Origin of the sequence: Thermosynechococcus sp. HY596, assembly GCF_030518715.1 — a bacterium.
In the GTDB taxonomy this organism is placed as follows: domain Bacteria; phylum Cyanobacteriota; class Cyanobacteriia; order Thermosynechococcales; family Thermosynechococcaceae; genus Thermosynechococcus.
Window position 1 is genome coordinate 1,189,654 of sequence record NZ_CP130346.1, and the last position, 25,313, is coordinate 1,214,966.

Genomic DNA, 25,313 nt, shown 5'->3' on the forward strand with positions numbered 1-25,313 from the left:
TGTACTATAGCAAGTGCTTTAGATAAAGACACTGCCATCGGGCATTAATGCCTGCTCCAAGCAAGCCTCCAGCAACAGGGCACTACTGAGATCAGCACGCATTAGGTTGGCTTGACGTAAATTGGCACCCTTGAGATTCGTGCGGGCTAGGTAGGCATCAATGAGGCGAGCTTCTTGCAAATCCGCCCCGGTGAGATCCGTACGCCGCAAATCCGCCTTATTCAAAACCGCTTCCCGCAAGTTCACCCCTTGAGCTTGGGCATCATCAAGCCGCGCCTCGGAGAGAATCGCTTGACTTAAATCCGCTTGCGTGAGAATCGCTCCCCGCAGGTCTGCTTGAGCCAGCCGCGACTGCCGTAAGTTGCTTCCCACCAGATTCGCCTCATAGAGAATGGCACGGGTGAGAATTGCCCCCTGAAGATTGGTATTTTCTAAATTCGCTTGGGTCAGGTTGGCGCCATTGAGGTTGGCCTCTTTAAGATGCGCCCCCTTGAGGTTCACCCGCGATAGATCTGCCCCTGCCAAATTCGTTCCTTGGAGATCTACCTGATGCAGATCTGCACCCACCAGACTTGCCCCCTCCTGATAGTTCTCTTTGCGAAAGTTAGCACTGCGCAGACAGGAGCCAGCCAAAACCGTATGGCTTAAATTCACCTGTCGCAAGTCACTACTCAGGAAGTTGCAGTCGCGAAAAACGGCCAATGTGAGATCTGCTCCCTGCAAATTGGCGCGATCAAAAACGCAACCATGACATTGGGCATCACGAAAATGGCTATCGTTAAAAACTGCTTGGGTAAAGTTGCATCCCTCCAAGCGGGCGCCCGTCAAGAGGGCATAGCTAAAGTCAGCACGACCAAAATGACAAAACTGGAAATGCACCCCCTGTAAACTGGTACCGCGCAAGTCAATACCAATCAAATCGGCACCCACGAGACGAACGCCGGCCAGATTCACAGTTTGAAAATTGGTTTCGCCCTTGGCATAGCGAGCGAGCAACTCTTCAGCGTCCATGGCAATCTAACGTAGGGAGCAGTGCGCTAGGGATGTCTGTCCTTAACATTGCCAGCCACCGTGCTGAAGGCCGTAGTGTTCCAGAATCTCCTCACATCGTGCTTGGGCATCTCGGTCAAGCGTAGGGGGCACAGCCACGGCAATGCCTTCAATTTGACTGAGTTCGTAGTCAAAGTGGGAACAGGTTTGGGGCAACAGCCGCACAGAAACCCCATCGAGTAACTGCAAGTGGGCAGCCAGCTCACGATAGACCGCCAGTGACAGGCGGGGATTGTAGTACACCCGTTCACTCATGGGGCTGGGTCGGGGGAGTGGGTAAGGCACAACAATTGACATCATTCAAGCAAACTTTACCCCAGGCTAAAGCCCAGCGCACAAGTGCCACACGATTTTCTGATTTTGTTTTCATTAGAATATTACTGATATGGTTATCTACCGTACGCTTGCTGATGTCTAGTTTGGCGGCAATGTCTTGGTTGGTTAGCCCCGCCGCCACAAGCTCCAACACCTGTAGCTCACGCTCCGACAGCAGTGAATACTCCAACCGATCGTCTTGCGGTATAGACATCCCTAAATCCGTATAATTACTTAGACCCTTATATTCATTGTAGTTGACGATTTCTCTCCTTGCTGCTCTTTTAGCCCAAAACCACACGATTCCCTTACACACGCCCGGCCATCAACGGGGTCGAGGCATGGAGCCGCTGTTGCGTGCCCTTTGGGGAATGGCCTTAGCCCAAGATTTAAGTGAGTTGCCCGGCCTTGATAATTTGGCGCAGCCAACAGGAGTGCTGGCAGAGGCACAGGCGGCGGTAGCGGCGACGGCGGGGAGCGATCGCGCTTGGTTTTTGGTGAATGGTGCCACCAGTGGTCTTTTAGCCGCACTTCTAGCCACGGTAGGGCCGGGCGATCGCGTTCTCGTGGGGCGCAATGTCCACCGCTCAGTGATTGCGGGACTGGTGTTAACGGGGGCGAAGCCCGTCTATTTGGGAGTCGCCGTTGATCCCCAGTGGGGGCTGCCGTTGCCCGTTACCCGTGATGTGGTTGCCGCCGGCTTGGCTGCCTATCCCGATACCAAGGCGGTTGTGCTTGTCAGTCCCACCTATGAAGGCCTTTGCTCACCCTTGGTCGAGATTGCTCAGTGCGTCCATGACCACGGTTTGCCCCTCATTGTCGATGAAGCCCACGGCAGTCATTTTGCCTATCATCCCGCCTTGCCGGTAGCCGCTTTGGCCGCAGGCGCAGATGTGGTGGTGCAGTCGTGGCACAAAACCCTCGGCACGTTAACCCAAACGGCAGTGCTGCATCTGAAGGGGGAGCGGGTGTCCCCTGAGCGCTTGAGTCAAGCCCTGAACCTCGTGCAAACCACCAGTCCCAGCTATTGGTTTTTGGCAGCCCTTGAGCGGGCGGGGGTGCAGATGGCTGAGCAGGGAGAGCAAATCTACGCGCGACTTCTCCAGTGGGTTAAGACCTCTGAATGGCCTTTACCGCGCTGGCAGCCCACAGGTATCCCTCAGGATCCGCTGCGATTGACCCTAGGGACTTGGCCGATCGGTCTGACGGGGTTTGCCCTGGATGAGCTGTTGCAACCGCAGATCATTGCTGAATTTCCCAGCGGGCGATCGCTCACCTTTTGCCTTGGCCTCGGTACCAGCCAAATAATGCTCGAAATCTTGGCCGATCGCCTGAAAAGTGTTTATGCCGAATATCGTCACAATGCGCCTCTGCCGCCACTGGTCATTCCCCCAATCCCTAACCTTGAAGAACCTACACTCTCACCACGGGATGCCTACTTTTGCCCACAGGCATCGGTTCCCCTCAAGGCGGCCTTAAATGAGATTAGCGCTGAGACCCTCTCCCCCTACCCACCGGGAATTCCCGCTGTTATCGCCGGCGAACGGATCACTGCATCAGTGATTGAAACCTTGCAAACCCTCCAAGAGCTGGGGGCAGAGATCGTGGGGGCTACCGATCCTACGCTACAAACCCTAAGAATCTGTAGGGTCTAGTCTTCCCAGTCCTCCTCTTCAATGAGATGGCTCACCAAATGCTGTTCCAAGAGGGGTTGCAGGTGTTGAAAGTCTTGGGGAGAGAGGAGTTCAGGTTCTTGACCGGGGACAAGGCGAGCCACATAAAGGGTGGGACTCAGGGGCGTATAAACGCTGTATTCCCGTGTACCGCAAAAGAAGCTACTGCCCAGAGGTTGATACTCCTCAATGTCATCATCGGCTTCCACCTCAACCGTGAGAATCTCATCTTCATCCAGATCCGGCAGTTCACCCGCTACGGTGAGGGTTAGTGCAGTGCGCTTGAGGGTGAGGTTTTGTTCTTCAAGGATGGCACGGGCTGTATCAAAGACCGCATCAATTTCCTGCTCCTCTAGGGGCACCAAGATTTCTTCCTCGTCGTTTTCGGCCACGACCGCAAAAATTTCTACGGGGTAGTCCACTGGCCGCAGCAGCGCATAGGTTTCCCCTTGCACCTTCAGACGAAACTCGATGTAGCAGTCGAGGAAGCGACCATCATCATCGTAAAGGCGGAGTTGCTCCATCTCCTCCTCGAAGTCTTCCTCCTCCCAAGGCTGCTCATTACTATTTTGCTGGTTTTGATAGTTTGAACCCATGCTGCTTCGGTAAAAAGATTCCCTATGGCATTGGAGCATACCATGCAGCGGGTCGCCGTGGGGCAGCCTTGGTTAATTTTTCTACAAAAACTTAAAATTAAGGGGGATCTAAGCCGGCAAATAGGGCGGCAACCACCTGTGCTGCCTTCTGATCGAGCTTGTGCCAGTCCACCTCCCCAGCAGGGTCAAAGAGGCTGAGGTCAGCTTGCACCTCCCCCACCTGAAAGTCATGGATGCCGCTGTAGTCCAGTTCTGGGGTGTACTGCTGAAAACAAATTTGGTAGCACAGCTCCCACAGGTTCACCCGCTCTTGGCGATCGCCCTGACGTAAGTGCAGCCAGTAGAGAATTTGTGGTTCGGCTTCACCACAGGGAATCTCAACGGTTTCATAGGTGCCCTGCCAAGGGGAAGTTTCTAGCGATCGCCGCAGATGATCAAGCAGGCGAATCAGTGCCGGTTGAATCAGTTGTGCCGCTGCATACCAAGGATAATCCGTGTTGGCCGTCATGAGACTAAGCGAGAGGTTTTTTGACATTGTAGGCTTCGTGGGAGAGCACACTGCGGGGTTCAATGCGATCGCCCGTGTCATAGCAGATGAGGCGATAGTTATAGCTCAGGGGAATACTAATAATTCGGCGATCGTGATTCAGGCGCTTGCCCTTGAACTGGCGATAGTCGGCTCCTGCAAGGAGTTCTGCAATCACTTGGCGGGCTTTGAGGACAATCCACTTCGGCAACCCTTGGAGATCCACCACATCGTTGGCAAAGGAAGCCTCCCATTCCTGCCGTGCCAAGCGTGCTTGTTCCTGTGCCAGTCGTGCCTGTTCCCGTTCTGCTACCTCTAGAGCTTTTGCTTGGATCAACTGAGCGCAGTAGTGGCAAACCTGACCATAGCCTTGGTGGCCGCAGGGAAATTTTTTCCGACGACGTGGCATAGGGCGTTCTCAAAAAAAGCAAAACAGGGCAGAGAGTTATACCCCCCCACCCTGAGCATCTATTGATATTTTCCGTCTAAAGGCGTACCATTGGCAACTTAGCCAAGCAGGGCATTGGCCTTGGCCACCACATTGTCCACCGTGAAGCCAAATTTCTCCATGAGGACGTTCCCCGGAGCCGAGGCACCAAAGCGCTCGATCGACACCGTTGCATCGGCATAGCGGCACCAACCAAAACTGGACGCCGCCTCCACCGCAAGGCGTTTTACCCCCGCCGGCAGCACACTGGCTTTGTACTCAGGGGATTGCTCCTCAAAGAGTTCCCAGGAGGGCATGGACACCACCCGCACTTTCTTGCCACTAGTTGTCAGGACTTCAGCGGCCTTGACACAGAGGGAGACTTCTGAACCGGTGCCAATCAGGATCAAATCGGGAGTACCTTGGCAATCCACAAGGGTATAGGCACCTTTGGCGACATTGGCCGCAGAGGTACCGGCCAAGTTGGGCACATTTTGCCGCGTCAGTGCCAAGAGGGTTGGCTGTTTGCGGCGTTGGACGGCCACTTGGTAGGCACCCGAGGTTTCATTGCCATCGGCAGGACGGATCACCAGTAGGTTGGGAATAGCACGCAATGAGGCTAGGGTCTCCACGGGTTGGTGGGTAGGGCCATCTTCACCAAGGGCAATGGAGTCGTGGGTCATCACATAGATCACCCCCGCTTGGGAGAGTGCTGAGAGGCGCAGGGCAGGCCGCAGGTAATCAGCAAAGACCAAGAAAGTGGCACAGTAGGGAATCAAGCCGGAATTGTGGAGAGCAATGCCGTTGCAGATGGCAGCCATGCCGTGTTCGCGCACGCCAAAGCGAATATTGCGATTTTGGTACTGGCCTTTTTGGAAGTCACCGGAGCACTTGAGTTCGGTGAGGTTGGAGTGGGTCAAGTCCGCAGAACCGCCAATGAGTTCGGGCAGATTGGGGGCGATCGCGTTCAGGCAAATTTCCGAATGCTTGCGGGTGGCCACAGCCTTATCTTCAGGAGTGTAGCTCGGCAGATTAGCATCCCAGTTGGCGGGCAACTCACCCCGCAGCAGCCGTTCAAATTCGGCAGCCTCCTCAGGATACTTTTGGCGATAGGTGGCGAGGGTTTGGTTCCACTCCGCTTCATAGCTAGCACCGCGCTCCACAGCTTTGCGGAAGTGGTTGAGGACATCCTCGGGGACAACAAAAGGCTCATAGTTCCAGCCAAGGTTTTCGCGGGTGAGCTTGACTTCCTCAGGCCCAAGAGCAGCGCCGTGCACCCCAGCGGTGTTGGCTTTGTTGGGGGAACCATAGCCAATGGTAGTGGTGACTTTAATGAGTGAAGGTTTATCGGTTACGGCTTTGGCCGCTTCAATGGCTTTGGCAATGCCCGCAAGATCCGTATTGCCATCGGCGACGTGCTGCACGTGCCAACCATAGGCCTCAAAGCGCTTGCAGACATCCTCTGTAAAGGCAATGTCGGTGGAACCGTCAATGGAAATGTGGTTATCGTCGTAGAGGGCAATGAGTTTGCCTAAGCCCCAGTGACCCGCAAGGGAGCAGGCTTCGCCGGAGATGCCCTCCATGTTGCAGCCATCGCCAAGGATAACGTAGGTGTAGTGATCCACTAGTGTGACATCGGGCTTGTTGAAGCGAGCCGCTAAATGGGCTTCCGCCACTGCTAAGCCAACGGCGTTACAAATCCCTTGACCGAGAGGGCCTGTAGTCACCTCCACACCGGGGGTCTCAAAGTTTTCCGGGTGACCGGGTGTGCGCGATCCCCATTGGCGAAACTGTTTAATGTCCTCGATGGTGACGCTGTCGTAGCCCGTGAGGTAGAGCAGGGCATACTGCAACATACAGCCATGACCCGCCGAAAGGACAAAGCGATCGCGATTGAACCACTGCGGATTTTTGGGGTTAAACCGCATGAACTGGTTCCACAGCACATAGGCCATGGGTGCTGCCCCCATTGGTAGGCCGGGGTGCCCGGAGTTGGCCTTTTGCACCGCATCGATCGCTAGGAAACGAATCGCATTAATACAGAGTTCATCAAGGGATTGAGTCACCGCAGGCATTGCTTTCTCTCTCTAATTGGGTTTGCAGCAGACAGTTAACGATCGGGAGTAAATTTGCGGAAGGCCAACGTCACGTTGTGCCCACCAAAGCCAAAGGAGTTGGACAAAGCCACCGTCACCGGACAAGCCCGGCTCTGATGGGGAACATAGTCCAGATCGCAGGCAGGATCCGGTTGCTCCAAGTTAATTGTAGGGGGGATGCGATCGTGGGCAACCGCCATCACCGTTGCGATCGCCTCAATACCCCCTGACCCCCCTAGGAGGTGCCCCGTCATGGATTTTGTCGAACTTACGGGAACGCGACGGGCATTTTCCTCACCAAGGGCACGTTTAATAGCGGCAGTTTCCGTACTGTCGTTGGCGGGGGTACTTGTACCGTGGGCATTGATATAGCTCACCTGATCCGGGGCAATCTCCCCATCCTTGAGGCAGGCTTCAATGGCACGGGCCGCCCCTTCTCCCCCCGGTGAGGGAGCAGTCATGTGGTAGGCATCACAGGTCAAGCCATAGCCCACCATTTCTGCATAGATGCGTGCCCCCCGCGCAAGGGCAAATTCCAATTCTTCAAGGATCAAGATGCCTGCCCCTTCCCCAAGGACAAAGCCATCGCGGTTGAGGTCAAAGGGACGGCTGGCATGGTGGGGGTCATCATTGCGGGTGGACAGGGCACGGGCTGCCGCAAAACCCGCCACCGATAGGGGAGTAATTGCTGCCTCAGTACCGCCACAGATCATGGCCTTGGCATAACCGTGCTGCACCATACGGAAGGCATCGCCAATGGCATTGGAACCCGCTGCACAGGCGGTCACGGAACAGGAATTGGGGCCTTTGGCACCGGTGTGAATGGCGGTGAGTCCGGCGGCCATATTGGCAATCATCATCGGGATCATAAAGGGACTACAGCGATCGGGCCCCTTGGTGAGATAGACCTCCTGCTGATCCTCCATCACCTTTAGGCCGCCCACACCCGTACCAATAATGATGCCAATGTCAGTGGCATTGCCCTCGTCAATCGTCAATTGGGCATCTGCAAGGGCTTGCTTACTGGCAGCCACGGCAAATTGAGCAAAGCGATCCATGCGTTTGGCATCTTTGCGATCCATGTAGAGGGTGGGATCAAAGCCACGCACCTCACCCGCAATGCGGCAGTCATGACGACTGGCATCAAAAGCCGTGATGTAATCAATGCCGTTGCGACCGGCCATTAACCCTTCCCAATACTCCGCAAGGGTGTTGCCGAGGGGGGTAATTGCCCCCATCCCCGTGACAACGACCCGTTTTTGGTGCGCCTTTGCCATGGATCTATGCAGCTACCTTATTGTTGATAAAGTCAAGGACATCTTGGACGGTTTTCAGTTTTTCCGCCTCTTCGTCGGGAATTTCCACACCAAACGCTTCCTCAAGTGCCATGATCAACTCCACGGAGTCAAGGGAGTCAGCATTGAGATCCTCGGCAAAACTTGCTTCGGGCACAACCTTTTCTGCATCAACACTGAGTTGATCGGCAACAATGGCTTTTACTTTTTCGAGAATTTCAGATTGATTCATAGATGCCTTAACTGGATGGACAACGATTGAGAACAGTAATTGATGCGGGCGATCGCCATTCCTCAAATCTAGGATGTTTCGTGCCCAGAATCAACGCGCCATAATTATAGGACAGATTGGGGATCCCCTAAGATACTCCTGCAACTGTGATAAGCTACAGTTTGGATACTTGACACCAACAACGCTACATCCACTGTTGCCCTCCCTTCACCGAGTTGCCGATGCATTTTACGATTGCCAGTCTGCTTGCCAACTTTAGCGAAGATAAATTTGTTGCCCCGAAAGTTCTCGAAAAAAAACTCGGCTGTGACGATCCTGAGAGCCAGCGAGAACTGGAAATTGCCCTTGATGCCCTAGAACGCATTGGCCTGCTCATCAAAGAACGGGGCAAGTATCGCCGCGCCAGTGATGATGGGTTGATTGAAGGGCGGCTGCGCTGCTCCAGCAAGGGTTTTTGCTTTGCGATTCAAGATACCGAGGGTGCTGAAGATATTTTTGTGCGTGAGCATCAACTCAGTACCGCTTGGAATGGCGATCGCGTGCTGGTGCGGGTCACCCGTGAAGGCCGCCGCAAGAAATCTCCAGAGGGGGAAGTGAAACTGATCCTTGAGCGGGGAAATCCCTCGGTGATTGCCCGGGTGAAACAGACCGAAGACGGCTTTCGGGCCATTCCCCTCGACGATCGCCTGCTCTTTGAAATTGCCCTTGAACCCAATGACCTCGTGCCCGATCTATCCACGGTGGTGGATCAACTGGTGCATGTGAACATTCGCCGCTATCCCTTGGGGGGGTACCTGCCGACGGGGGAAATTGGCCAGATCCTAGGGAGTGATGCCCAATCGGCGCCAGCCTTAGATTTGATTTGCTGCAAACATAATCTTGTCCGCCAATTTAGCCCCGCCCTGCGGACAGCAGCCGCCACCTTAAATGCCCAGTTGGAAACCTTGGACTTGAGCGATCGCCAAGACTTGCGGGAACTGGTCACCATTACCTTAGTGGCTCCCGGCCAAGAACCCCAAGTGGCCTTTTCCCTCGATGCCCTCGAGCAAAATCTCTGGCAGTTGGGGATTCACATTAGCGATGTGGGGGGATTGCTCCCCCGCGATGAACTGCTGGATCGCACTGCTCGCCGTCAGGGGATGACCCTCGCCACCCCTGAACTGAGTTTGCCCCTCTTGCCGCAGGAATTGGAGAGGTTGCGCTTGCTGCCGGGGGGCGATCGCGCTGCCATTTCGCTGCTGATGGTGATCAACAATGCCGGTGAAGTTCAGTCCTACAGAATTTACCGCAGTTGTATCCGCGTTGATGCCTGTGTCACCAGTGAGCAGGTGGCGGCCACCCTTGCCCTAGGGGATACTTCCGGTGATTGGTTGCGTGCCCTGATTCACCTTGCCAATGCCGTGAGTCAGCAACGACAGGCACGGGGGAGTATTGAAGTCACGCCAGCGGATGCCCTGAGCCTTGCCTATGCCGATGAGGGTCTCGCCCCCGCCATTCCCCTACCGAGGGTCACCCCTTGGACAAGCTTAGTGATCCTTGCCAATGAACTCCTGGCTCGGCATTTGGCGAAGTTGGGGGTACCGGCTCTCTACCGCACGCAGCCTGTGCCCGAACTCTATGCCGTGCAGGATTTTCTCAAGCTCTGCCAAAATCTCAACTTGCCCTTGAGCCTAGACAATCCCACGCAGGTCACGCCCCGCGACTGTCAGCGCTTTATGGCACAATTGGCCACCTCGGATCTAGCAGCCGTGTTGCAGGAACTCCTGCTGGATAAACTCAAACCCGCCAGCGATACTGCCGTGGCGCTGCCCCACTTTAGTTTGGCCACTGGCGAGGGCTATGGCCATTTCTGCTCACCCCTCCAACGCTACACTGACATTGTGAATCAGCGCATTTTGCACATTCTCCTGACGGAAGGGCGCGATCGCCGCGGGCCACGGGCAAAAGAGCGCGTCAATCTTGGCGAGTCCAGTTGCTTGGAGCAGGTGAATTGGACTGTTTTCACCACCGATATCCAGCGGGAAGTGGACACCCTCGTTAACGAATTAGCCCCCCACCTCCAAGAGCGGGAGCGGCAAACCTACACGGCTTGGAAGGATTTGGTGGGGCTACAACGGGTGCGCCAAGTCCAAGCCTGCATCGGCGAAGTGCGTTCGGGCATTATTACCGGCGTGCAGTCCTATGGCTTCTTTGTGGAACTGATTGACTTTAATGTTGAGGGCTTAGTCCACGTCAGCTCCCTCAAGGATGACTGGTATGAATACCGTGCCCATGCCCAAACCTTGACGGGTCGGCGTAACCGCTTGCGCTACCGCTTGGGCGATCGCGTTGAAGTCCTGATTAAAAATGTGGATTCCTACCGCCAGCAGGTGGATTTGGCGGTTATTAGTGGTGGCTCCCAAGTGACGGAAGAAGATCTCAACGGTAGTAGTGACGGCGGCGAAGCCCTCACCCCTTCTGAGGATGACGCTCCTGAGACTCTCTAAACCAGCAGTTGACGTTTTGCAGGGAGTGGGCAGCGGTTGAAAATCATTTATTTTGGCACACCGGAGTTTGCCCTTGCGCCGCTACAACGGCTGCTGGAAACAGAGACCTATCAAGTGTTGGGGGTGGTCACCCAGCCCGATTGCCGACGGGGACGGGGCAACCAGTTATCGCCTTCTCCGGTCAAGGCCTTAGCCCTTGGCCACAGATTACCGGTTTGGCAGCCGGAACGTCTGCGTCGGGATCCAGAGCTGCCTGAGGTCTTGCGATCGCTAGGCGCTGATGTCTTTGTGGTGGTGGCCTACGGTCAAATCCTGCCCCCGTCGATCCTTGAGATTCCCCGTTACGGCTGCATCAACATCCACGGCTCGCTGCTGCCGAAGTATCGCGGTGCCGCGCCCATTCAGTGGGCACTCTACCATGGCGAAGGGGAAACCGGCGTGACGACGATGCGCATGGATGCGGGTATGGACACAGGCCCGATGCTCCTGAAGCGCAAAGTAACGATTCATCTAGGAGATAACGCTGCTACCCTCAGTGCCAAGCTCAGTGACATGGGTGCCGACCTCCTACTAGAAACCTTGCAGCAACTGCTACAGCTTCAACCCGAACCCCAAAACGACGCTGAGGCTACCTACGCACCGCTCATTCAAAAAAGTGACTATGCCATTGATTGGGGGCGATCGGCCTTAGCCCTTCACAACCAAGTGCGCGCCTTTTACCCCTATGCCTATACCCAGTGGCAAGACACCCCCTTGAAACTGCTGCAAACGTGGCCATTGGTGCCCGAAGTGAGGGCCGAATTACCGGAACCTTTACAGTCTTTTGTTTGTGAGCCTGAGGCATCTTCCGCCCCGGGTACGGTGGTAGAGCTAATTAAGGGATGGGGCCCCGTGGTACAGACGGGCAAGGGTCGCCTGCTGCTGAGTCAAGTGCACTTGAGTGGTCGCAAAGCCCAATCGGGGTGGGATTTTGTCAATGGGGTACGGCTGGCGATCGCCACTCAATTCGATATGATGCCCTCAGCCCTGTAACTGAGTTTTAAGCACGCGGGGCTTAATGTAACTAAATGTTACGATTTTGCCGTTTTGACAGCATTTCACCTTGACACCCCTCGGATCGGCTCACTACACTGGCACACATACCTAGGTACGTCTCTAACCCCTATGGAAGATAAGCAAAAGGTTACGTTGTATCTATCCCCCGATGTGCACCGCCAGCTAAAGATTGCCGCTGTGGTCGAGCAGGAAACGATGTCCACCCTTGCTGAACGTGCCATTGAATTTCTGCTGGCTCACCCAGAAGTACTGGCGGAATATGCCGAGCAAAAGCATGGCAATGTGCATCGGGTTTACCACTGCCCAGAGTGTGCTAGTGCCCTTGTCCTACGGGGGGATGAGCTAACGGCCTTGGTCAATCAGCCCACAGTGATTGATGACGACAGCCTCAGTGTTCCTTCGCTCTCCGTCGAGTTGGTGTCTGCCCGCTAGGGGCGGGGGTGTTGGGTCAGCCTTGAAAGAAGGAGGTGATTGCTGTGCAAGAAGAATTGAGTATCCTCATCCAAGCGCAATATCCGTTGATCTACCTCCTGACCTCTGAAGAAGAGCGGGCTGAGCAGGCGATCGCTACCATTGCCCAAAGTCAAGTCGGGTCTCAAGGGCGGTCTCCCCGCAAGCTCTACATCTGGACAGTGACCCACGGCATGGTCGAGTATGGCCATCCCCGCAACAACAGTCACCACAACACTGTCTCGCCGGAAGCCGCCATTCAATGGGTTGTTCACCAACGGGAACCGGGCATCTACGTCTTCAAGGATTTGCACCCCTTCATTGATTCGCCCCCTGTAACTCGTTCTTTACGGGACGCGATCGCCAGCTTCAAAAGCAGCCACAAAACCATTATTCTCATGTCCCCGGAAGCGGCGCAGCGGATTCCTGTCGAACTGGAAAAAGAAATCGTTGTCGTTGACTACCCTCTACCCAGTATCAACGAACTAGATGAGGTGCTCGAGGAGCAACTAGATCCCCGCAATCGCCGCCTCACCCCTGAGGTACGGGAAAAACTCGTCAAAGCCACCCTTGGCCTGACGCGGGATGAAGCTGAAAAAGTCTTTCGCAAAGCCAAAGTGACCGCAGGTCGCCTCACGGAAGCAGAGGTAGATATTATTCTCTCCGAGAAAAAGCAAATTATTCGTCGCAATGGCATCCTCGAGTATATGGAAGTGGATGAAACCATTGATTCGGTCGGCGGTCTAGAGGAACTGAAAGTCTGGTTACGCCAACGCGCCAACGCCTTCAGTGAAAAGGCGCGTGAATACGGCTTACCGCAACCGAAGGGGATGTTAATTTTGGGGGTTCCCGGCTGTGGGAAGTCCCTGATTGCCAAAACCACCTCCCGCCTTTGGGGCTTGCCGTTGCTGCGCCTTGATATGGGGCGCGTCTATGACGGTTCAATGGTGGGGCGATCGGAGGCCAATTTGCGCAATGCCCTAAAAACCGCTGAATCCATTTCCCCTGCCATTCTCTTTATTGATGAAATGGACAAGGCCTTTGCGGGCGGAGCAGGCTCCTCGGACTCCGATGGCGGTACCTCAAGCCGGATCTTTGGCTCCTTCCTGACTTGGATGCAGGAGAAAAAGTCTCCCGTCTTTGTCTTGGCGACAGCCAACCGCGTCGAACGGCTCCCCGGTGAATTTTTGCGCAAAGGTCGCTTTGATGAAATTTTCTTTGTGGATTTGCCCAATGCCGAGGAGCGCAAGGAAATCTTTCGCATTCACCTCACCAAGCGCCGTCGCGAGATTGATCGCTTTGACCTAGAGCAACTGGCCAATATCTGTGATGGCTTTTCAGGTGCCGAGATTGAGCAGGCCATCATTGCTGCCATGTACGAAGCCTTTGCTCAAGGGCGTGAGTTTACCCAGTTAGACATTATTGCCGCTAGCCGTGCCACTCAACCCCTTTCCAAGACGATGCAAGAGCAGGTCACGGCACTGCGTGATTGGGCACGCCAACGGGCGCGTCCGGCGGCTGCTTCAGTGGCTGAATACCAGCGACTGGAGTTCTGACAAGCTTCCTTCTGTCTGCCCTGCGCAGATGGGAGAAAGACCCGACCACAGGGGTTTGGTTCGCCATAAATTGTGGTTCATTCAGTCCAATGTTTCTGTCTCAATCTGGAGGAAATCCACATGTCTCACTTCAGCACCCTGCGTACGAAAATTACCGATGCTGAAATCTTGAAAGCGTCCCTGCGGGATCTGGGCATTACGGTGAAAACCAATGCCGATGTGCGTGGCTACAATGGCCAACGTGTTCGCTCTGACATCGTCGCTGTCCTCGATGGCGAGTATGATCTGGGCTGGTCTCGCAATGCTGATGGCACCTTTGATCTGATTGCTGACCTCTGGGGTGTGGCCAAAAAACACAACCAAACTGAGCTGATCAACTCGATCAACCAAAAATATGCCATCAACAAAACCTTGGCTGAGGTGAAGCGTCCTGGCCTTCAGAACGCCAACGTCAAGCTTGTGGTGCATAGCTAATCCTGTTGCCAATTGCTTTGTACTGTCTAGCGCGCGTTCCCAAGTAATCCGCTGGCTGACTCCCTAGGGGTCGGCCTCTTTTTTTATCTCAGGATTACGAATATGGTATTTTGGCGGTACAGGGAAGGATGGCTTATAGTTATTGAGTTCTGGCCAGCACATTCAAGAGCGTTTTTCTCCAGAGGCTAAGCTAGTCGTTGCCAGTGGAGATGTCTGTGAGGTGATTCGTCAGGTGCCGGATGAGGCTATGACGCTCATCTTTACGTCGCCGCCCTACAACCTCGGCAAGGCCTATGAAACGCCGGTGGCGATCGAGGACTATCTCCAAAGCCAAAGTGAGGTAATTACCGAGCTATATCGAGTACTACGGCCAGAGGGAAGTTTGTGCTGGCAAGTGGGGAATTTTGTTCAAGGGGGAGAGGTGTATCCCTTGGATATTTTGTTTTATCCCCTGTTCAAGCGGTTGGGTTTGAAGCTGCGCAATCGCATCATCTGGAAATTTGGCCATGGTCTCCATGCCACAAAGCGCTTTTCTGGCCGCTATGAAACGATTCTCTGGTTCACGAAGTCCGATCACTACATCTTTAATTTGGATGCCGTGCGTATTCCAGCCAAATATCCGGGGAAACGCCATTTCAAAGGCCCCAATAAGGGCAAACCCTCGGGCAATCCCTTGGGCAAAAATCCATCCGATGTCTGGGAAATCCTTCTTCAGGATTGGCAAGAACTGGTGTGGGATATTCCCAATGTCAAGTTCAATCATCCTGAAAAAACATTGCATCCCTGCCAGTTTCCCATTGAGTTGGTGGAGCGGTGCGTTCTCGCCCTCAGCCATGAAGGGGATTGGGTCTTTGACCCCTATATGGGGGTGGGATCATCGCTTTTGGCTGCCCTAATGCACAATCGGCGGGCGATGGGCTGTGAAAAGGAACCCGCTTATGTCAACATTGCTCGCCAACGGATTCAGGCCTATGAAAATGGCACCCTGCCCTACCGTCCCCTCGGCAGACCGGTGTACGCCCCCACAGGGCATGAGAAAATAGCCCAAGTTCCTGAAGAGTGGCAACAGTGAATTGGCGATCGCTCGATGAACTGGTACGCATTCAATCCAAGTGGGTGACCTTGATTGCCGAAAAGTGGCTGACGGACACAGGTGAAACCTTAGAATACTGGCGGGTAGAAAAGGCGGACTCGGTGATTGTCCTGCCGCTGCAAGGGAAGGATTTAATCTGCTTGCCGCCAACCTTTCGGGTGGGGGTTCAGCGAGCTACGGTGGATTTTCCCGGTGGCAGAGTAGGGTCGGATCAAGATCCGATCGCGATCGTGCCGCAAATTTTGACACGGGAATTGGGAATTACCGCTGATGTCATTCAAGGAATCACCCCGATCAGTGAGCAGCCTTGGCTGGTCAATAGTGCTTTCTCCAATCAAAGAGTGTGGGGCTTTGTTGCTGAACTCGCACCAAGGGCAACGGTACCTCAAGCCGGGGGCAGGTTTCGGCTCGGGAGTCCGGACATCTCACAGCTTCTTGCACAGTTGGAGTGCTTGCAATGTCGTGCTGTTTTGTTGCAATGGCTGTATCTCTCTTTATAGCTATTCCAATAGAGAATGAGGCATCATCCAGTATAATACTTGCGAATCACCTCATCAATCGAACTGTTTGACCCTGCATACATTCGCGCTCGCTTCAGCGCACTGAAGTCGTGCTCAATCACATTCAAATCAAGAGAGTATTTCGGTAAAAATAACACCTCGTGACCCGCCGCTTTCACCACTGCCTGAATCACCCCTTTCGGGTGAATCGGTGCATTATCCATGATATACACCACTGTTTCCTCGCCGTGACTCTCTACCCATGTGTCGAGCTGCTGTTGATACGCTTGCCGCTCTTCCTCACACCGTTCTTGGTAACGCATCTGTTTTTTTTCGGGTCATGCCCATCTGGTCGAGGGCGTAACTAATGGTGGAAACTTGGACGCCAAATCGCTGGGCACGGTCGATTAAACGGTCGTCGGGATGGGCAGCAACATCCGCTGCTAAGGCCGCCCAATCCAGCTTCCAAGGACAACGGGGGACAACCGTGGGCGCTAAGTCCTCTCGCTTCAGCCAGCGATGGATGGCGGCGCGGCTCACCTGAAAGATCTGAGTCGTTTCACTGATTTTGCCGCCTTGCTGGATATAGGAGACAACCCGCTCTCGTCAGTCCAAGCTATAGCTCATATTCTTGAGTAACATTCATGACGCTTTGAGTATAGCCTATCCCTCTTGAAAATATCTCACTCCCTTTCGAAATGGCTATACGTTGACATCTCCCCTATTGCCACACTTTTATTGTCCCCTAGGGCAAATTTTTGAGCTGTGAGCCTATCGGTCAATTATTGCTATAGAGGCTAAAGAGCGATCGAAAGTCGAAGAGACGAATCAACATTGGCCAAAAGGCATCTAGGCCATTGGGGGCTTTGGGTTTGTGCCACCATGTGAGGCCACCATAGAGCAGTTGTACGAGGTGCCGCTGTGCCTCATCACTGACCTCTAAAAATCGCAGGTAAATGCAGCACCGCTCTTCTTCAGTGCGGGTACGAACCACGGCTGCGGTGACGCTAAAGTCCTGTTCCAAAAAGGTCAGCGTGCCGACGGTATCTCTTTGGGCTTCGATAAAACGCCCTGCAGTCAGCAACAGGGCAGCACCAGTCTCCGACACATCGCGGGTATAGCCCCAGTAGGTTTGATCCCCCAGTTGGAAACGACATACGGTGCAAACGGGAAAGCGATCGCTCTGACGGCGGGTGGGCTGATCAATGGAGGACAGAACCGCAATCAAGGCAATAAAGGCGTTGTAGAGCGTCCAAGCCAGCATCACCTCTAAACCCGCCCGTTCATACTCCATTGGTGGCCAGATATGGAGCCAGTAACCCCCATAGCGGATAAAGACCCCCACCCCGACTGCAATCACAAACGCCGCCAGCGGCCATGTATAGCGCAAATTCAACCGCTTCCGATTGGAGAGGGTGCCCTTGTTAGTGACAATGCTGCCAATTTTACCGAAGGGATTGCGGAGGATTTTAATCAGTTGCACCATCCCCGGAAAGGCAAAGGTCACCTCATAGACTTCACCCCAGACGGAAAAATACCGCCCTTCTGTCGCCCAGCTAAAGGTGGCGATCGTCAGCAGTGTATAGGGCAGCGCATAAAAGAGATACTCACCAAACGTGGCCACCGTCAGGGAAATACCGGTCATCAGGCTCAAAAAAGGACCGACGAGAAAGCACGTGCGGATAAAGGGATTAATGTTGTGCAAGAGCAGCGAGAGGTGGCAACTGCGCTGAAACCACGACAGTTTTGACCAAATGGGGAGATCATCACCACAGAAATAGATTTGCATATTCCCCTGTAGCCAGCGCAGCCGTTGCTCCAGATGATCTTGGAAGTTGCGAGGAGACTCCCCCATGCTGAGGATTTCATTGAGGTAAACGAGGCGATAACCAGCGATCTGCATTTTGGTTCCCGTTTGGAAATCCTCGACCACACAGCGGGTATAGTATCCACCCACGGCTTCTAGGTCACGGCGGCGCACCACATAGGAGGTACCGCAGCAGATAATGGCGTTGCCAAAGTCCCGCCCCGGCTGAATAAAGCCAAAAAAGTACTCCATATCGCCGGGCATCATGAACTCAATGCCAAGGTTTTGGGAGTGGTAGTCAGGGTTAAAGAAGTGCTGGGGGGTCTGCACCATGGACACGTGATCATCTTGAAAGAAGCCCACGGTGCGGCTCAGGAAGTTCTGAAAGGGAATAAAGTCGGCATCAAAAACGGCAATCAGTTCACCAGTGGTGTATTTCAGGGCATGGTTGAGGTTACCTGCTTTGCGGTGCTCATTGGTGGGACGGGTGAGATAGTTGACCCCCAGATGCTCACAGAGATCCGCAATTTCCGATCGCCGACCATCGTCGAGGACATAGATGCTTTTATTTCTGTAGTTGATCGCCTGACAGGCCACAATCGTCCGCCGCAAAATATAGGGAGGCTCATTATAGGTGGGAATAAAAATATCCACACTGGGGCAGTATTCGCCGCTGAGAACTGCCTGCTGATAGTGATCGGCCTGGCGCGATCGCCAAGCAGTCGTCAGCCATGCCGTCTGATAGAAGTAAAGCAAATAGGTGAAAAAGTAGAGCACCTCAAGACCATAGAAGCCAATACTGGCAGTAAAGCTCAACCAGTGGGCATCATTGAGCGTCACCCAGCCCCGCCACACCAGATAGCGGCAGCCAAAGAGAATAACAATGAAGCGAATAATCAAGCGTGTGACATTGTTGCTGGGAATAAAATTGAGGGCAACTGCCACCACTGCCGCAAGGACAATGGGCCACCACACGCTTAAATCATCGGTGGGCATCTGCAGGAGGTCGGGCAGAGGCCGCAACTGATCGGGATTCACTAAATCAATGGGAAAGAGCGTCGGTCGCCACACCGTCGCCAACAGCACACCAAAGAGGAATAGGATGCTGAAAACAAAAAGACCCCAGACCCACGGTGAAACCAGTTGCGGGGGGGAAGTGGGCTTGGGTGGCTCATGGGTCATAGGGAGACCCCCTAAAAAGAGGAAATTTAGGCCATCGTTGGCATTTGCAGACGGGCAAAAATCATGCGGCCTGCCGAGGTTTGCAGGGCACTGGTCACAACCACCGACAACTGATCGCCAATGTGATCCACCCCCTCTTCGACAACCACCATCGTGCCATCCTCAAGGTAGCCCACCCCTTGCGCTGGTTCTTTCCCTTCCTTGAGAATCTTCAACTCCAGCGTATCGCCGGGGAGGTAGATGGGGCGCAGGGCTTGCGCTAACTCGTTGACGTTAAAGACATCCACTTTTTGGAAGCGGGCAACTTTGTTGAGATTCAAATCATTGGTGACAAGAGTGCCGTTGATTTCTTGGCAGAGGCGCACCAGCTTGGCATCCACCGTTGTTAATTCTGGATAGTCTGCGGAGTGAATGACAATGCGATCGCCCAAACTGGCTTGGAGGCGATTGAGAACGTCGAGACCTCGCCGACCACGAATCCGTTTTTGTTCATTCCCCGCATCGGCAATCAGTTGCAACTCTTGCAGTACAAACTGGGGCACAATGATTTGCCCTTCGAGTACCCCAAGATTCAACAGCGCCTCAATGCGGCCATCAATAATGCAACTGGTGTCCAGTACCTTTGCTCGGGCAGGTTTGAGCATCCCCTCAGCCAAGAGACTGCTAGCAACGGCATTGGGGTTAATTAACCGCAGCAGGGCAGGCCCGTGACTATCGGCCAAAGTGGTTCCCGAATAGGCAAAGACAATGCTAGTGAGAACAGCAATCAGGGGTTTAATAAAGGAAAAATCCTTGGGAATGGGCAACAGGAAAATCGGTGCCAGCATCAAGTTGGCCAAGAGCAACCCCACCACTAGACCCACGGCTCGCGACAAGAGCGTTTCTGGGGGCAATTGACGGATACTGCGCTCAAGACGATGGTAAAGGGACTGCAACAATAAACCAAGGGCAATGCCAACAATGGCGCCAAAGCCAGCCATGACCCACTGCAATCCCCGCACATTGGCCACTTGAGCAAGAACCGTTTCTGGGAGGAGGTCAATGCTGTTGAAGCCAACGGCAATTCCCATCACGACGATAATGAGGAGTAAGATGGTATCGAGCATTGGTTCGCTCCTGTCGCGCTGGACATCTCCATAGGCCATTACTTTAGGATTATACTTTTTTCTCTTTTGCTGCGGTGTTGGGCTGTTGCATATCGAGATGACGACTAATGCGGGTACCGGCTCGGATGCCCTCAGCTTCGGCTTGAGGCCCCAGAATGGCCCGTGCCACCATGCCACCGAGGGTCGCCCATAGCGTTTCCTTAGTAAAGGCTTGACTGGTTTTCACCCACCACTCTAGGAAAAGATGCAGGGATGGGGGAGGAGGTTCCTCAGGGGATGGCGCCGCCAACTGTCGCCCGAGATCTTCCCCTAGTTGCGCACCAACCATATTGCCCACTACGCGCCCGACGGTTTCGCCCACAGGCCCCAAGACCACTTGCCCCGCCAAGCCGCCAGCAATTTCACCGGCGGTACCCCCAATTTTGTCACCCGTGCGAATCTCCAAGACTTTCGCGACCCGTTCCGGCGTTTCCTCAAGGGCAGTAAATTGCAGTTGGGTGATTTGCTCCGTGGCTTCCATCCCTAATCGCGCACCAATCACACCGCCAACAAAGGTGCCCACTTGCACCCCCATGACCGCACCCGCAGGCCCCATAAACAGGCCACCCGCCGTTCCCCCCACCATGCCACCGAGAATATCACCTACATAGCCGCCCATGAGAAATCCGCCCATGGAGGTGAGTTTGTTGCCCACCTCTTCGGGTTCGAGATCAAAGGCGCGGGTGAGGTTTTGCAAGCCCTTATTGCCTTGGCCAATGATCTGGACATCCCCCCAAAATTGAATGGCCGCCAACAGTTGTAGGGGCGTGATTTGCTCGAGGTGATACTCAATGGTAATTGAGGCGGCAAGGGGGTTAACGTGAACAGATTTGATCCCTTGGCGGGTTTTCAGATAGGCACTCAGGGAATCGCGAAAGGCAGCATCCGTTTTCAGTTCTTGAATCCGCAATCGCAGGCGATCGCCCGTGAGGTGCATGACTTCGGCAATCGGCGCAGTTTCGGCAGTGGCCATGGGAAACCCACCCAATAGGCTCTAGTTGCCGTTGTAGCACGCGCACCAAAGCAAGGAGGAAGATCTGTCAAAATGTTAAGGGAATCACACACAGAGTGAATGACCATGACAGCCACGGTAAAGGTCGAACATCTCAAGAAGTCCTACGGTGCCATTACAGCGGTGGCCGATGTCTCCTTTAGCGCCCATCAAGGGGAAATTTTTGGGGTGCTGGGGCCAAATGGCTCAGGGAAAACGACAACACTGCGCTGTCTGTGTACCCTCTCGCGACCGGATGCTGGGGTATTGGAAGTCTGTGGTCTTTCGGTTCTCCACCAACCTCATTTAGTGCGCCAAAAATTAGGCTATGTGGCTCAGGAGGTGGCGCTTGATAAAATCCTCACGGGTCAGGAATTTCTAGAATTACAGGCGGCGCTGTACCACATTCCCCGTGCCCTGATTCCAGAGCGCATTGAAGCAGTGCTGGCACGGTTGGATTTATTGGAATGGCGCGATCGCCAGTGTGGTACCTACTCGGGTGGCATTCGCAAACGCTTTGATCTCGCGGCAGGACTACTGCATCAACCCCAAGTGCTTGTCTTAGATGAACCCACCGTAGGCCTCGACATTGAAAGTCGCCAAGTGATTTGGGATGTGCTGCGGGATCTCAAGGCTCAGGGACTGACCATTATCTTGACCAGCCACTACCTTGAGGAAGTGGATCTCCTTAGCGATCGCTTGGCGATTCTCGATCAGGGGCGGGTGATTGCCAGTGGCTCTCCCGAGGAACTCAAGGCCAATATTGGGGGCGATCGCGTCACGTTGCGGGTACGAGAATTTACACCGCGTCAAGAGGCACAAATGGCCCAGGCCCTTCTCAGTCAATTGGACTGCGTGAAATCGGCGCTGATTAATGCCAACCAAGGCAACTCCTTGAATCTGGTGGTCACAGATGCGGCTGTGGCGATCGCAGCCATTAGAAGGGCGCTAGAGGAAGCAGGACTTCCCCTCTTTAGCTTGGCGCAGTCACGACCCAGTTTAGATGATGTCTATTTGGCCGCCACGGGTCAAACCCTCTTGGATGCCGACTTGGCAGCAGCGGCGCAGCGGGACAGCAAACAGTTGAAAAAAGAGGCCATGCAACGCTAATGGGGCAGCCAATTCTTTGGGTTCATGGAGACTGCCTCGACCCCACGGCGCCCATCTTTGACCGCTATCCCAAGGCGCCGGCCATTTTTGTTTGGGATGTAGCGCTCCTCAAGGAGTGGCAAATTCGCCTAAAGCGGCTGGTCTTTCTCTATGAGTGCCTGCTGGATCTCCCCGTGGAAATGTACCGGGGTGAGGTCGCTCCCTTGGTGAATGCCTTTGTTGAGGTGCACGGCGGCGATCGCGTGGTGACAATGGCCAGTCCTAGCCCTCGCTTTCGCGCCATTTGTCAGCAATTGGCCTATCCAGTGGAGATCCTAGAGCCAGAACCCTTTGTCACGTTACCTGCCAATGCTGATTTGAAGCGATTCTTTCGTTATTGGAAGTTGGCGAAACCCCGCTTGGGACTATAAAAGATGCTGGCGATCGCCCGATCCCTTGAGAAGATGCCTTGGCAGCCGCGATTCTCCCTGTTGGATCGCTATATTCTGCGGGAGATGATTCGCCCCTTTGTCTTTGGTTTTGGCATTTTTACGGCGATCGCTGCCGTTATTGGTACGGTGTTCTACCTCATTCGCAATATGGTGGAGCACAACCTTGGCATCCTCAGTGCCCTTCAAGTCTTTTTTCTGCGTTTGCCCACCTTTGCGGTGCTGGGCATTCCCATGGCGATGCTCTTTGGTTCGCTCCTTGCCTATAGTCAACTGTCCCGCCGCAGTGAACTGATTGCTTGCAAAAGCTGTGGGGTGAGTCCGCTGCGTTTAGTGCGACCGGCGCTCCTAGCGGGGTTCTGTGCCTTGCTCTTCACCTTTGCCCTCAATGAACTGGTGGCTCCCCCCATGGCCTACCGCGCCATCAAGACCTTGGAAGTGGCGATTCAACGCCCCCAACCTACCTTTCAAACCCGCAATATCTTCTACCGTCGTTTTGCTGGGGGGCAGCTTCAGCAACTCTTTTTTGCCCATCGTTTTGATGGCGAGGTCATGGGTCAAGTGACGGTGTTGAACTTTGAGCAGGGGCAATTGCGAGAAATTATTACGGCGCAGGAAGCCCAGTGGCAGGGTTCGGCGTGGCTGTTTCGGCAGGGCACCTACCACCACCTGACCCGCGATCGCGACTATGATGTGGCCGAGACCTTCTCAGAACGAACATTTGCCTACCCCCGCACCCCCCTTGATTTAGCGATGGAAACGCGAGCACCAGAGTTTATGACCAGCCGCGAAATCTATCAGTACTTGCAAGTTTTGGCGGAAAGTGGCGATGCCAAACGTCTGCGGCAGTGGCGGGTGCAGTTGCAGGAAAAGCTCTCTCTCCCCTTTTTGTGTCTCAGTTTTGCTGTTGTCGGCGCTGTTTTGGGGATCAGTTCTCCCCGCCAAGGACAGGGGCGGGCCTTTGGGCTCAGTGTGGCAATTATTTTTGGCTATTATGTCAGTGCCTTTATCTTCACGGCCTTTGGTGAGGGGGGAGCCATTTCACCCCTTGTGGCCAGTTGGCTGCCAAAGGGGATAGTCAGCGCGATCGCCCTCGGCATGCTCTACCATGCCAATCGTCATTAGTAGGGAATCTGCCAATAGCGACAGGCCGCATGGGCAAGGGTCATCACACCCACGGGGATAGCCTGTTCATCGACATCAAACTCCGGGTGATGCAGGGGATAGTTGGGGCGATCGCGAAACCCTACCCCAAGGCGAAACATCGCACCGGGGGCATGCTCTAGGTAAAGGGCAAAATCCTCTGCCCCAAGGGACGGTTCCGGCAAAATATGCACATGGGGGGCACCCACCACATCAGTCGCCGCCTCCGCCAGCAGTTGCGATAGGTAGGGCGTATTTTCCACCCCCGGTACGCCCCGCCGATAGTGGAGTTTGTAACGGGCACCGTAGGTGTGGCAGACATTGGCCACAATTTGCTCAATCCAGGTCGGGAGGGTGGCACGGGTTTCCGGATGGAGCGATCGCACCGTTCCCTGAAGGGTGACCTGATCGGCAATGACATTGGCAGCCCGTCCCCCTTGAATTTTGCCAAAGGTAACCACCACGGGTCGCAGGGGATTCTGCGTGCGGCTAATGGCCTGTTGCAAAGCACTGATCACTTGAGCGGCAATCCAAATCGCATCTACCGCTTCATGGGGGCGGGCACCGTGGCCCGATTCTCCCAAAATCGTTAACTCAATGTCATCGGCAGCCGCCGTCAACGCCCCATAGCGCACCGCTACTTCCCCCGCTGGAATGGTGGGAAACACATGGAGCGACAAAATGGCACTCACCTCTTTCATAGCGCCATCGGCAATCATCCAACTCGCCCCTTGGGCAATTTCTTCCGCTGGTTGAAAAATAAACCGCACCCGGCCGGGGAACTCCTCCTTGAGGGCTGCTAACACCATTGCCGTGCCCAGACCCACCGTGGTGTGGACATCGTGACCGCAGGCGTGCATCACCCCGCTATGTTTTGAGCTAAACTCGAGTCCAGTGCGCTCTTGAATCGGCAGGGCATCCATATCGGTGCGAATGGCCAAGAGCCGCTGTTCTTTGGGATTCCCCGCCAGTTCCGCAATCACCCCCACTTTCCCCACATCCTGCTGTACCGTTAAGCCGGCGGAGGAAAGTACCCCCGCCACATAGGCAGCGGTTTGATGTTCTTGGCCACTCAATTCGGGGTAGCGGTGCAGATGGCGACGAATTTCAATGAGACGGGGGGTGAGGGTTTGGGTAATCTGGCGAATCCGAGCAAGCATAGCGCAGCCGTGGCGATATTTTTGTATCCTATCGAATCTCAGGAATTGCCGGTTGCCCACTCCTGATAGGGGTGCTCCGCTAAGTAGGCATTGGTATAGCGGGGGTCGTCGGTCACCTCAAGGCCAATCCACGGGGGTAGAGTCAGGGGATAGTTAGCACGGGGCAATTCAATTTCTGCCAAAATCAGGCCAGTACAGGCGCCAGTAAATTCATCCACTTCCCAACACAGATCACCCGCTGGAATACGATAGCGGTTTTTCTGGATGATGGGTTGTAGGCACAATTCCGCGAGGAGTTCCCTTGCATCAGCAACGGGGATAGCATACTCATACTCACGGCGTTGGCCACCGCTGGCTTTGCCCTTGATTGTGATCCATGCTTGGTCACCCGCAAGACGCACCCGCACCGTGCGCTCAGGAACTGTGGACAGGTAGCCTTGGGCAAATTGGGACACACTTGTGACCAGCGATCGCCATTCTTCGCCTGTGACAAGGAACTTGCGCTCAATTTCGATGCCCATT

At 54.4% G+C, this 25,313-nt stretch carries 27 protein-coding genes; 11 read left to right on the top strand and 16 right to left on the bottom strand.

Annotation, left to right across the window (positions count from 1 at the left end; genetic code table 11):
- Positions 1–18: 18 nt before the first annotated feature.
- From QYC28_RS06030 to QYC28_RS06040, 3 genes are read right to left on the bottom strand one after another with little or no spacing between them, the layout of a single operon-like run.
- Positions 19–1,011 carry a pentapeptide repeat-containing protein gene (locus tag QYC28_RS06030; protein ID WP_286649964.1) on the bottom strand — a complete coding sequence of 331 codons (993 nt, stop codon included), beginning with the start codon at positions 1,009–1,011 and terminating at the stop codon, positions 19–21.
- A 42-nt stretch (positions 1,012–1,053) separates the two neighbouring features.
- Complete coding sequence (locus QYC28_RS06035) at positions 1,054–1,305, bottom strand: hypothetical protein (RefSeq protein WP_286649965.1); 252 nt, start codon at positions 1,303–1,305, stop codon at positions 1,054–1,056.
- Positions 1,298–1,579 carry a helix-turn-helix transcriptional regulator gene (locus QYC28_RS06040; RefSeq protein WP_011057702.1) on the bottom strand — a complete coding sequence of 94 codons (282 nt, stop codon included), beginning with the start codon at positions 1,577–1,579 and terminating at the stop codon, positions 1,298–1,300. Before QYC28_RS06040 ends, QYC28_RS06035 begins: the two co-directional genes overlap by 8 nt.
- A gap of 43 nt (positions 1,580–1,622) precedes the next feature.
- On the opposite strand from QYC28_RS06040, the gene QYC28_RS06045 reads away from it, so the two are divergent.
- Complete coding sequence (locus QYC28_RS06045) at positions 1,623–3,020, top strand: aminotransferase class I/II-fold pyridoxal phosphate-dependent enzyme (protein ID WP_302680012.1); 1,398 nt, start codon at positions 1,623–1,625, stop codon at positions 3,018–3,020.
- On the opposite strand, the gene QYC28_RS06050 is transcribed toward QYC28_RS06045, so the two are convergent.
- The 6 genes from QYC28_RS06050 to acpP all read right to left on the bottom strand — a co-directional run bounded on the left by QYC28_RS06050 (position 3,017) and on the right by acpP (position 8,210).
- Positions 3,017–3,634 (bottom strand): DUF3727 domain-containing protein, encoded by a 618-nt coding sequence (locus QYC28_RS06050; RefSeq protein ID WP_149819098.1) that lies wholly within the window; start codon positions 3,632–3,634, stop codon positions 3,017–3,019. The two genes, QYC28_RS06045 and QYC28_RS06050, sit on opposite strands and share 4 nt — an antisense overlap.
- A gap of 97 nt (positions 3,635–3,731) precedes the next feature.
- On the bottom strand, positions 3,732–4,142 hold the full coding sequence (locus tag QYC28_RS06055) for a hypothetical protein (RefSeq protein ID WP_302680013.1): 411 nt from the start codon (positions 4,140–4,142) through the stop codon (positions 3,732–3,734).
- 4 nt (positions 4,143–4,146) lie between these two features.
- Positions 4,147–4,569 (bottom strand): hypothetical protein, encoded by a 423-nt coding sequence (locus QYC28_RS06060; RefSeq protein ID WP_149819102.1) that lies wholly within the window; start codon positions 4,567–4,569, stop codon positions 4,147–4,149.
- Positions 4,570–4,667: 98 nt separating this feature from the next.
- Positions 4,668–6,662, bottom strand: coding sequence for a transketolase (tkt, locus tag QYC28_RS06065; protein WP_149819104.1), 1,995 nt, complete (start codon positions 6,660–6,662; stop codon positions 4,668–4,670).
- A 35-nt stretch (positions 6,663–6,697) separates the two neighbouring features.
- The gene (fabF, locus tag QYC28_RS06070; protein ID WP_206200057.1) at positions 6,698–7,960 is read right to left on the bottom strand and encodes a beta-ketoacyl-ACP synthase II; all 1,263 of its coding nucleotides are present in this window, start codon (positions 7,958–7,960) and stop codon (positions 6,698–6,700) included.
- Positions 7,961–7,964: 4 nt separating this feature from the next.
- The gene (gene acpP / locus QYC28_RS06075; RefSeq protein ID WP_149819108.1) at positions 7,965–8,210 is read right to left on the bottom strand and encodes an acyl carrier protein; all 246 of its coding nucleotides are present in this window, start codon (positions 8,208–8,210) and stop codon (positions 7,965–7,967) included.
- A gap of 221 nt (positions 8,211–8,431) precedes the next feature.
- On the opposite strand from acpP, the gene QYC28_RS06080 reads away from it, so the two are divergent.
- From QYC28_RS06080 to QYC28_RS06110, 7 genes are all read left to right on the top strand, one after another.
- Positions 8,432–10,696 carry a ribonuclease R family protein gene (locus tag QYC28_RS06080; RefSeq protein ID WP_302680014.1) on the top strand — a complete coding sequence of 755 codons (2,265 nt, stop codon included), beginning with the start codon at positions 8,432–8,434 and terminating at the stop codon, positions 10,694–10,696.
- A gap of 36 nt (positions 10,697–10,732) precedes the next feature.
- Positions 10,733–11,728: a methionyl-tRNA formyltransferase gene (fmt, locus tag QYC28_RS06085; protein WP_302680015.1), complete on the top strand. Its 996-nt coding sequence runs from the start codon at positions 10,733–10,735 to the stop codon at positions 11,726–11,728.
- 132 nt (positions 11,729–11,860) lie between these two features.
- Entirely contained in the window at positions 11,861–12,184 is a 324-nt protein-coding gene (locus QYC28_RS06090) for a ribbon-helix-helix domain-containing protein (RefSeq protein WP_149819114.1), read from the top strand.
- A gap of 44 nt (positions 12,185–12,228) precedes the next feature.
- Positions 12,229–13,758, top strand: coding sequence for an AAA family ATPase (locus tag QYC28_RS06095; RefSeq protein ID WP_190278319.1), 1,530 nt, complete (start codon positions 12,229–12,231; stop codon positions 13,756–13,758).
- 120 nt (positions 13,759–13,878) lie between these two features.
- Positions 13,879–14,232 carry a DUF1257 domain-containing protein gene (locus QYC28_RS06100; RefSeq protein WP_149819118.1) on the top strand — a complete coding sequence of 118 codons (354 nt, stop codon included), beginning with the start codon at positions 13,879–13,881 and terminating at the stop codon, positions 14,230–14,232.
- Between the two features lie 247 nt (positions 14,233–14,479).
- Positions 14,480–15,304 carry a site-specific DNA-methyltransferase gene (locus QYC28_RS06105; protein WP_149821710.1) on the top strand — a complete coding sequence of 275 codons (825 nt, stop codon included), beginning with the start codon at positions 14,480–14,482 and terminating at the stop codon, positions 15,302–15,304.
- The gene (locus QYC28_RS06110; RefSeq protein ID WP_149819120.1) at positions 15,292–15,825 is read left to right on the top strand and encodes an NUDIX hydrolase; all 534 of its coding nucleotides are present in this window, start codon (positions 15,292–15,294) and stop codon (positions 15,823–15,825) included. Before QYC28_RS06105 ends, QYC28_RS06110 begins: the two co-directional genes overlap by 13 nt.
- Positions 15,826–15,848: 23 nt before the next feature.
- Here QYC28_RS06110 and QYC28_RS13260 read toward each other — a convergent pair whose 3' ends face one another.
- The 5 genes from QYC28_RS13260 to QYC28_RS06130 form a co-directional block, all read right to left on the bottom strand.
- A complete protein-coding gene (locus QYC28_RS13260; RefSeq protein ID WP_399375227.1) occupies positions 15,849–16,148 on the bottom strand; it encodes a transposase in 300 nt (99 codons plus the stop codon).
- Entirely contained in the window at positions 16,126–16,410 is a 285-nt protein-coding gene (locus QYC28_RS13265; protein WP_399363204.1) for an IS630 transposase-related protein, read from the bottom strand. Before QYC28_RS13265 ends, QYC28_RS13260 begins: the two co-directional genes overlap by 23 nt.
- A gap of 193 nt (positions 16,411–16,603) precedes the next feature.
- Positions 16,604–18,814 carry a glycosyltransferase gene (locus tag QYC28_RS06120; protein WP_302680016.1) on the bottom strand — a complete coding sequence of 737 codons (2,211 nt, stop codon included), beginning with the start codon at positions 18,812–18,814 and terminating at the stop codon, positions 16,604–16,606.
- A gap of 26 nt (positions 18,815–18,840) precedes the next feature.
- Positions 18,841–19,920, bottom strand: a complete 1,080-nt coding sequence (locus QYC28_RS06125) for a PIN/TRAM domain-containing protein (protein WP_149819124.1) — start codon at positions 19,918–19,920, stop codon at positions 18,841–18,843.
- Between the two features lie 49 nt (positions 19,921–19,969).
- Positions 19,970–20,932, bottom strand: coding sequence for an HMA2 domain-containing protein (locus QYC28_RS06130; RefSeq protein WP_149819126.1), 963 nt, complete (start codon positions 20,930–20,932; stop codon positions 19,970–19,972).
- A gap of 105 nt (positions 20,933–21,037) precedes the next feature.
- On the opposite strand from QYC28_RS06130, the gene QYC28_RS06135 reads away from it, so the two are divergent.
- From QYC28_RS06135 to QYC28_RS06145, 3 genes are read left to right on the top strand one after another with little or no spacing between them, the layout of a single operon-like run.
- Positions 21,038–22,060, top strand: coding sequence for an ABC transporter ATP-binding protein (locus QYC28_RS06135; protein ID WP_190278320.1), 1,023 nt, complete (start codon positions 21,038–21,040; stop codon positions 22,058–22,060).
- On the top strand, positions 22,060–22,470 hold the full coding sequence (locus QYC28_RS06140) for a hypothetical protein (RefSeq protein WP_286627067.1): 411 nt from the start codon (positions 22,060–22,062) through the stop codon (positions 22,468–22,470). The genes QYC28_RS06135 and QYC28_RS06140 overlap by 1 nt, the downstream gene beginning before the upstream one ends.
- Before the next feature lie 3 nt (positions 22,471–22,473).
- Positions 22,474–23,613 (top strand): LptF/LptG family permease, encoded by a 1,140-nt coding sequence (locus tag QYC28_RS06145; protein ID WP_149819130.1) that lies wholly within the window; start codon positions 22,474–22,476, stop codon positions 23,611–23,613.
- Here the strand turns inward: QYC28_RS06145 and QYC28_RS06150 are convergent.
- The gene (locus QYC28_RS06150) at positions 23,610–24,791 is read right to left on the bottom strand and encodes a M20 family metallopeptidase (protein WP_149819132.1); all 1,182 of its coding nucleotides are present in this window, start codon (positions 24,789–24,791) and stop codon (positions 23,610–23,612) included. The two genes, QYC28_RS06145 and QYC28_RS06150, sit on opposite strands and share 4 nt — an antisense overlap.
- Positions 24,792–24,829: 38 nt before the next feature.
- Complete coding sequence (locus QYC28_RS06155) at positions 24,830–25,312, bottom strand: CYTH domain-containing protein (protein WP_302680018.1); 483 nt, start codon at positions 25,310–25,312, stop codon at positions 24,830–24,832.
- Between the last annotated feature and the right edge of the window lies 1 nt (position 25,313).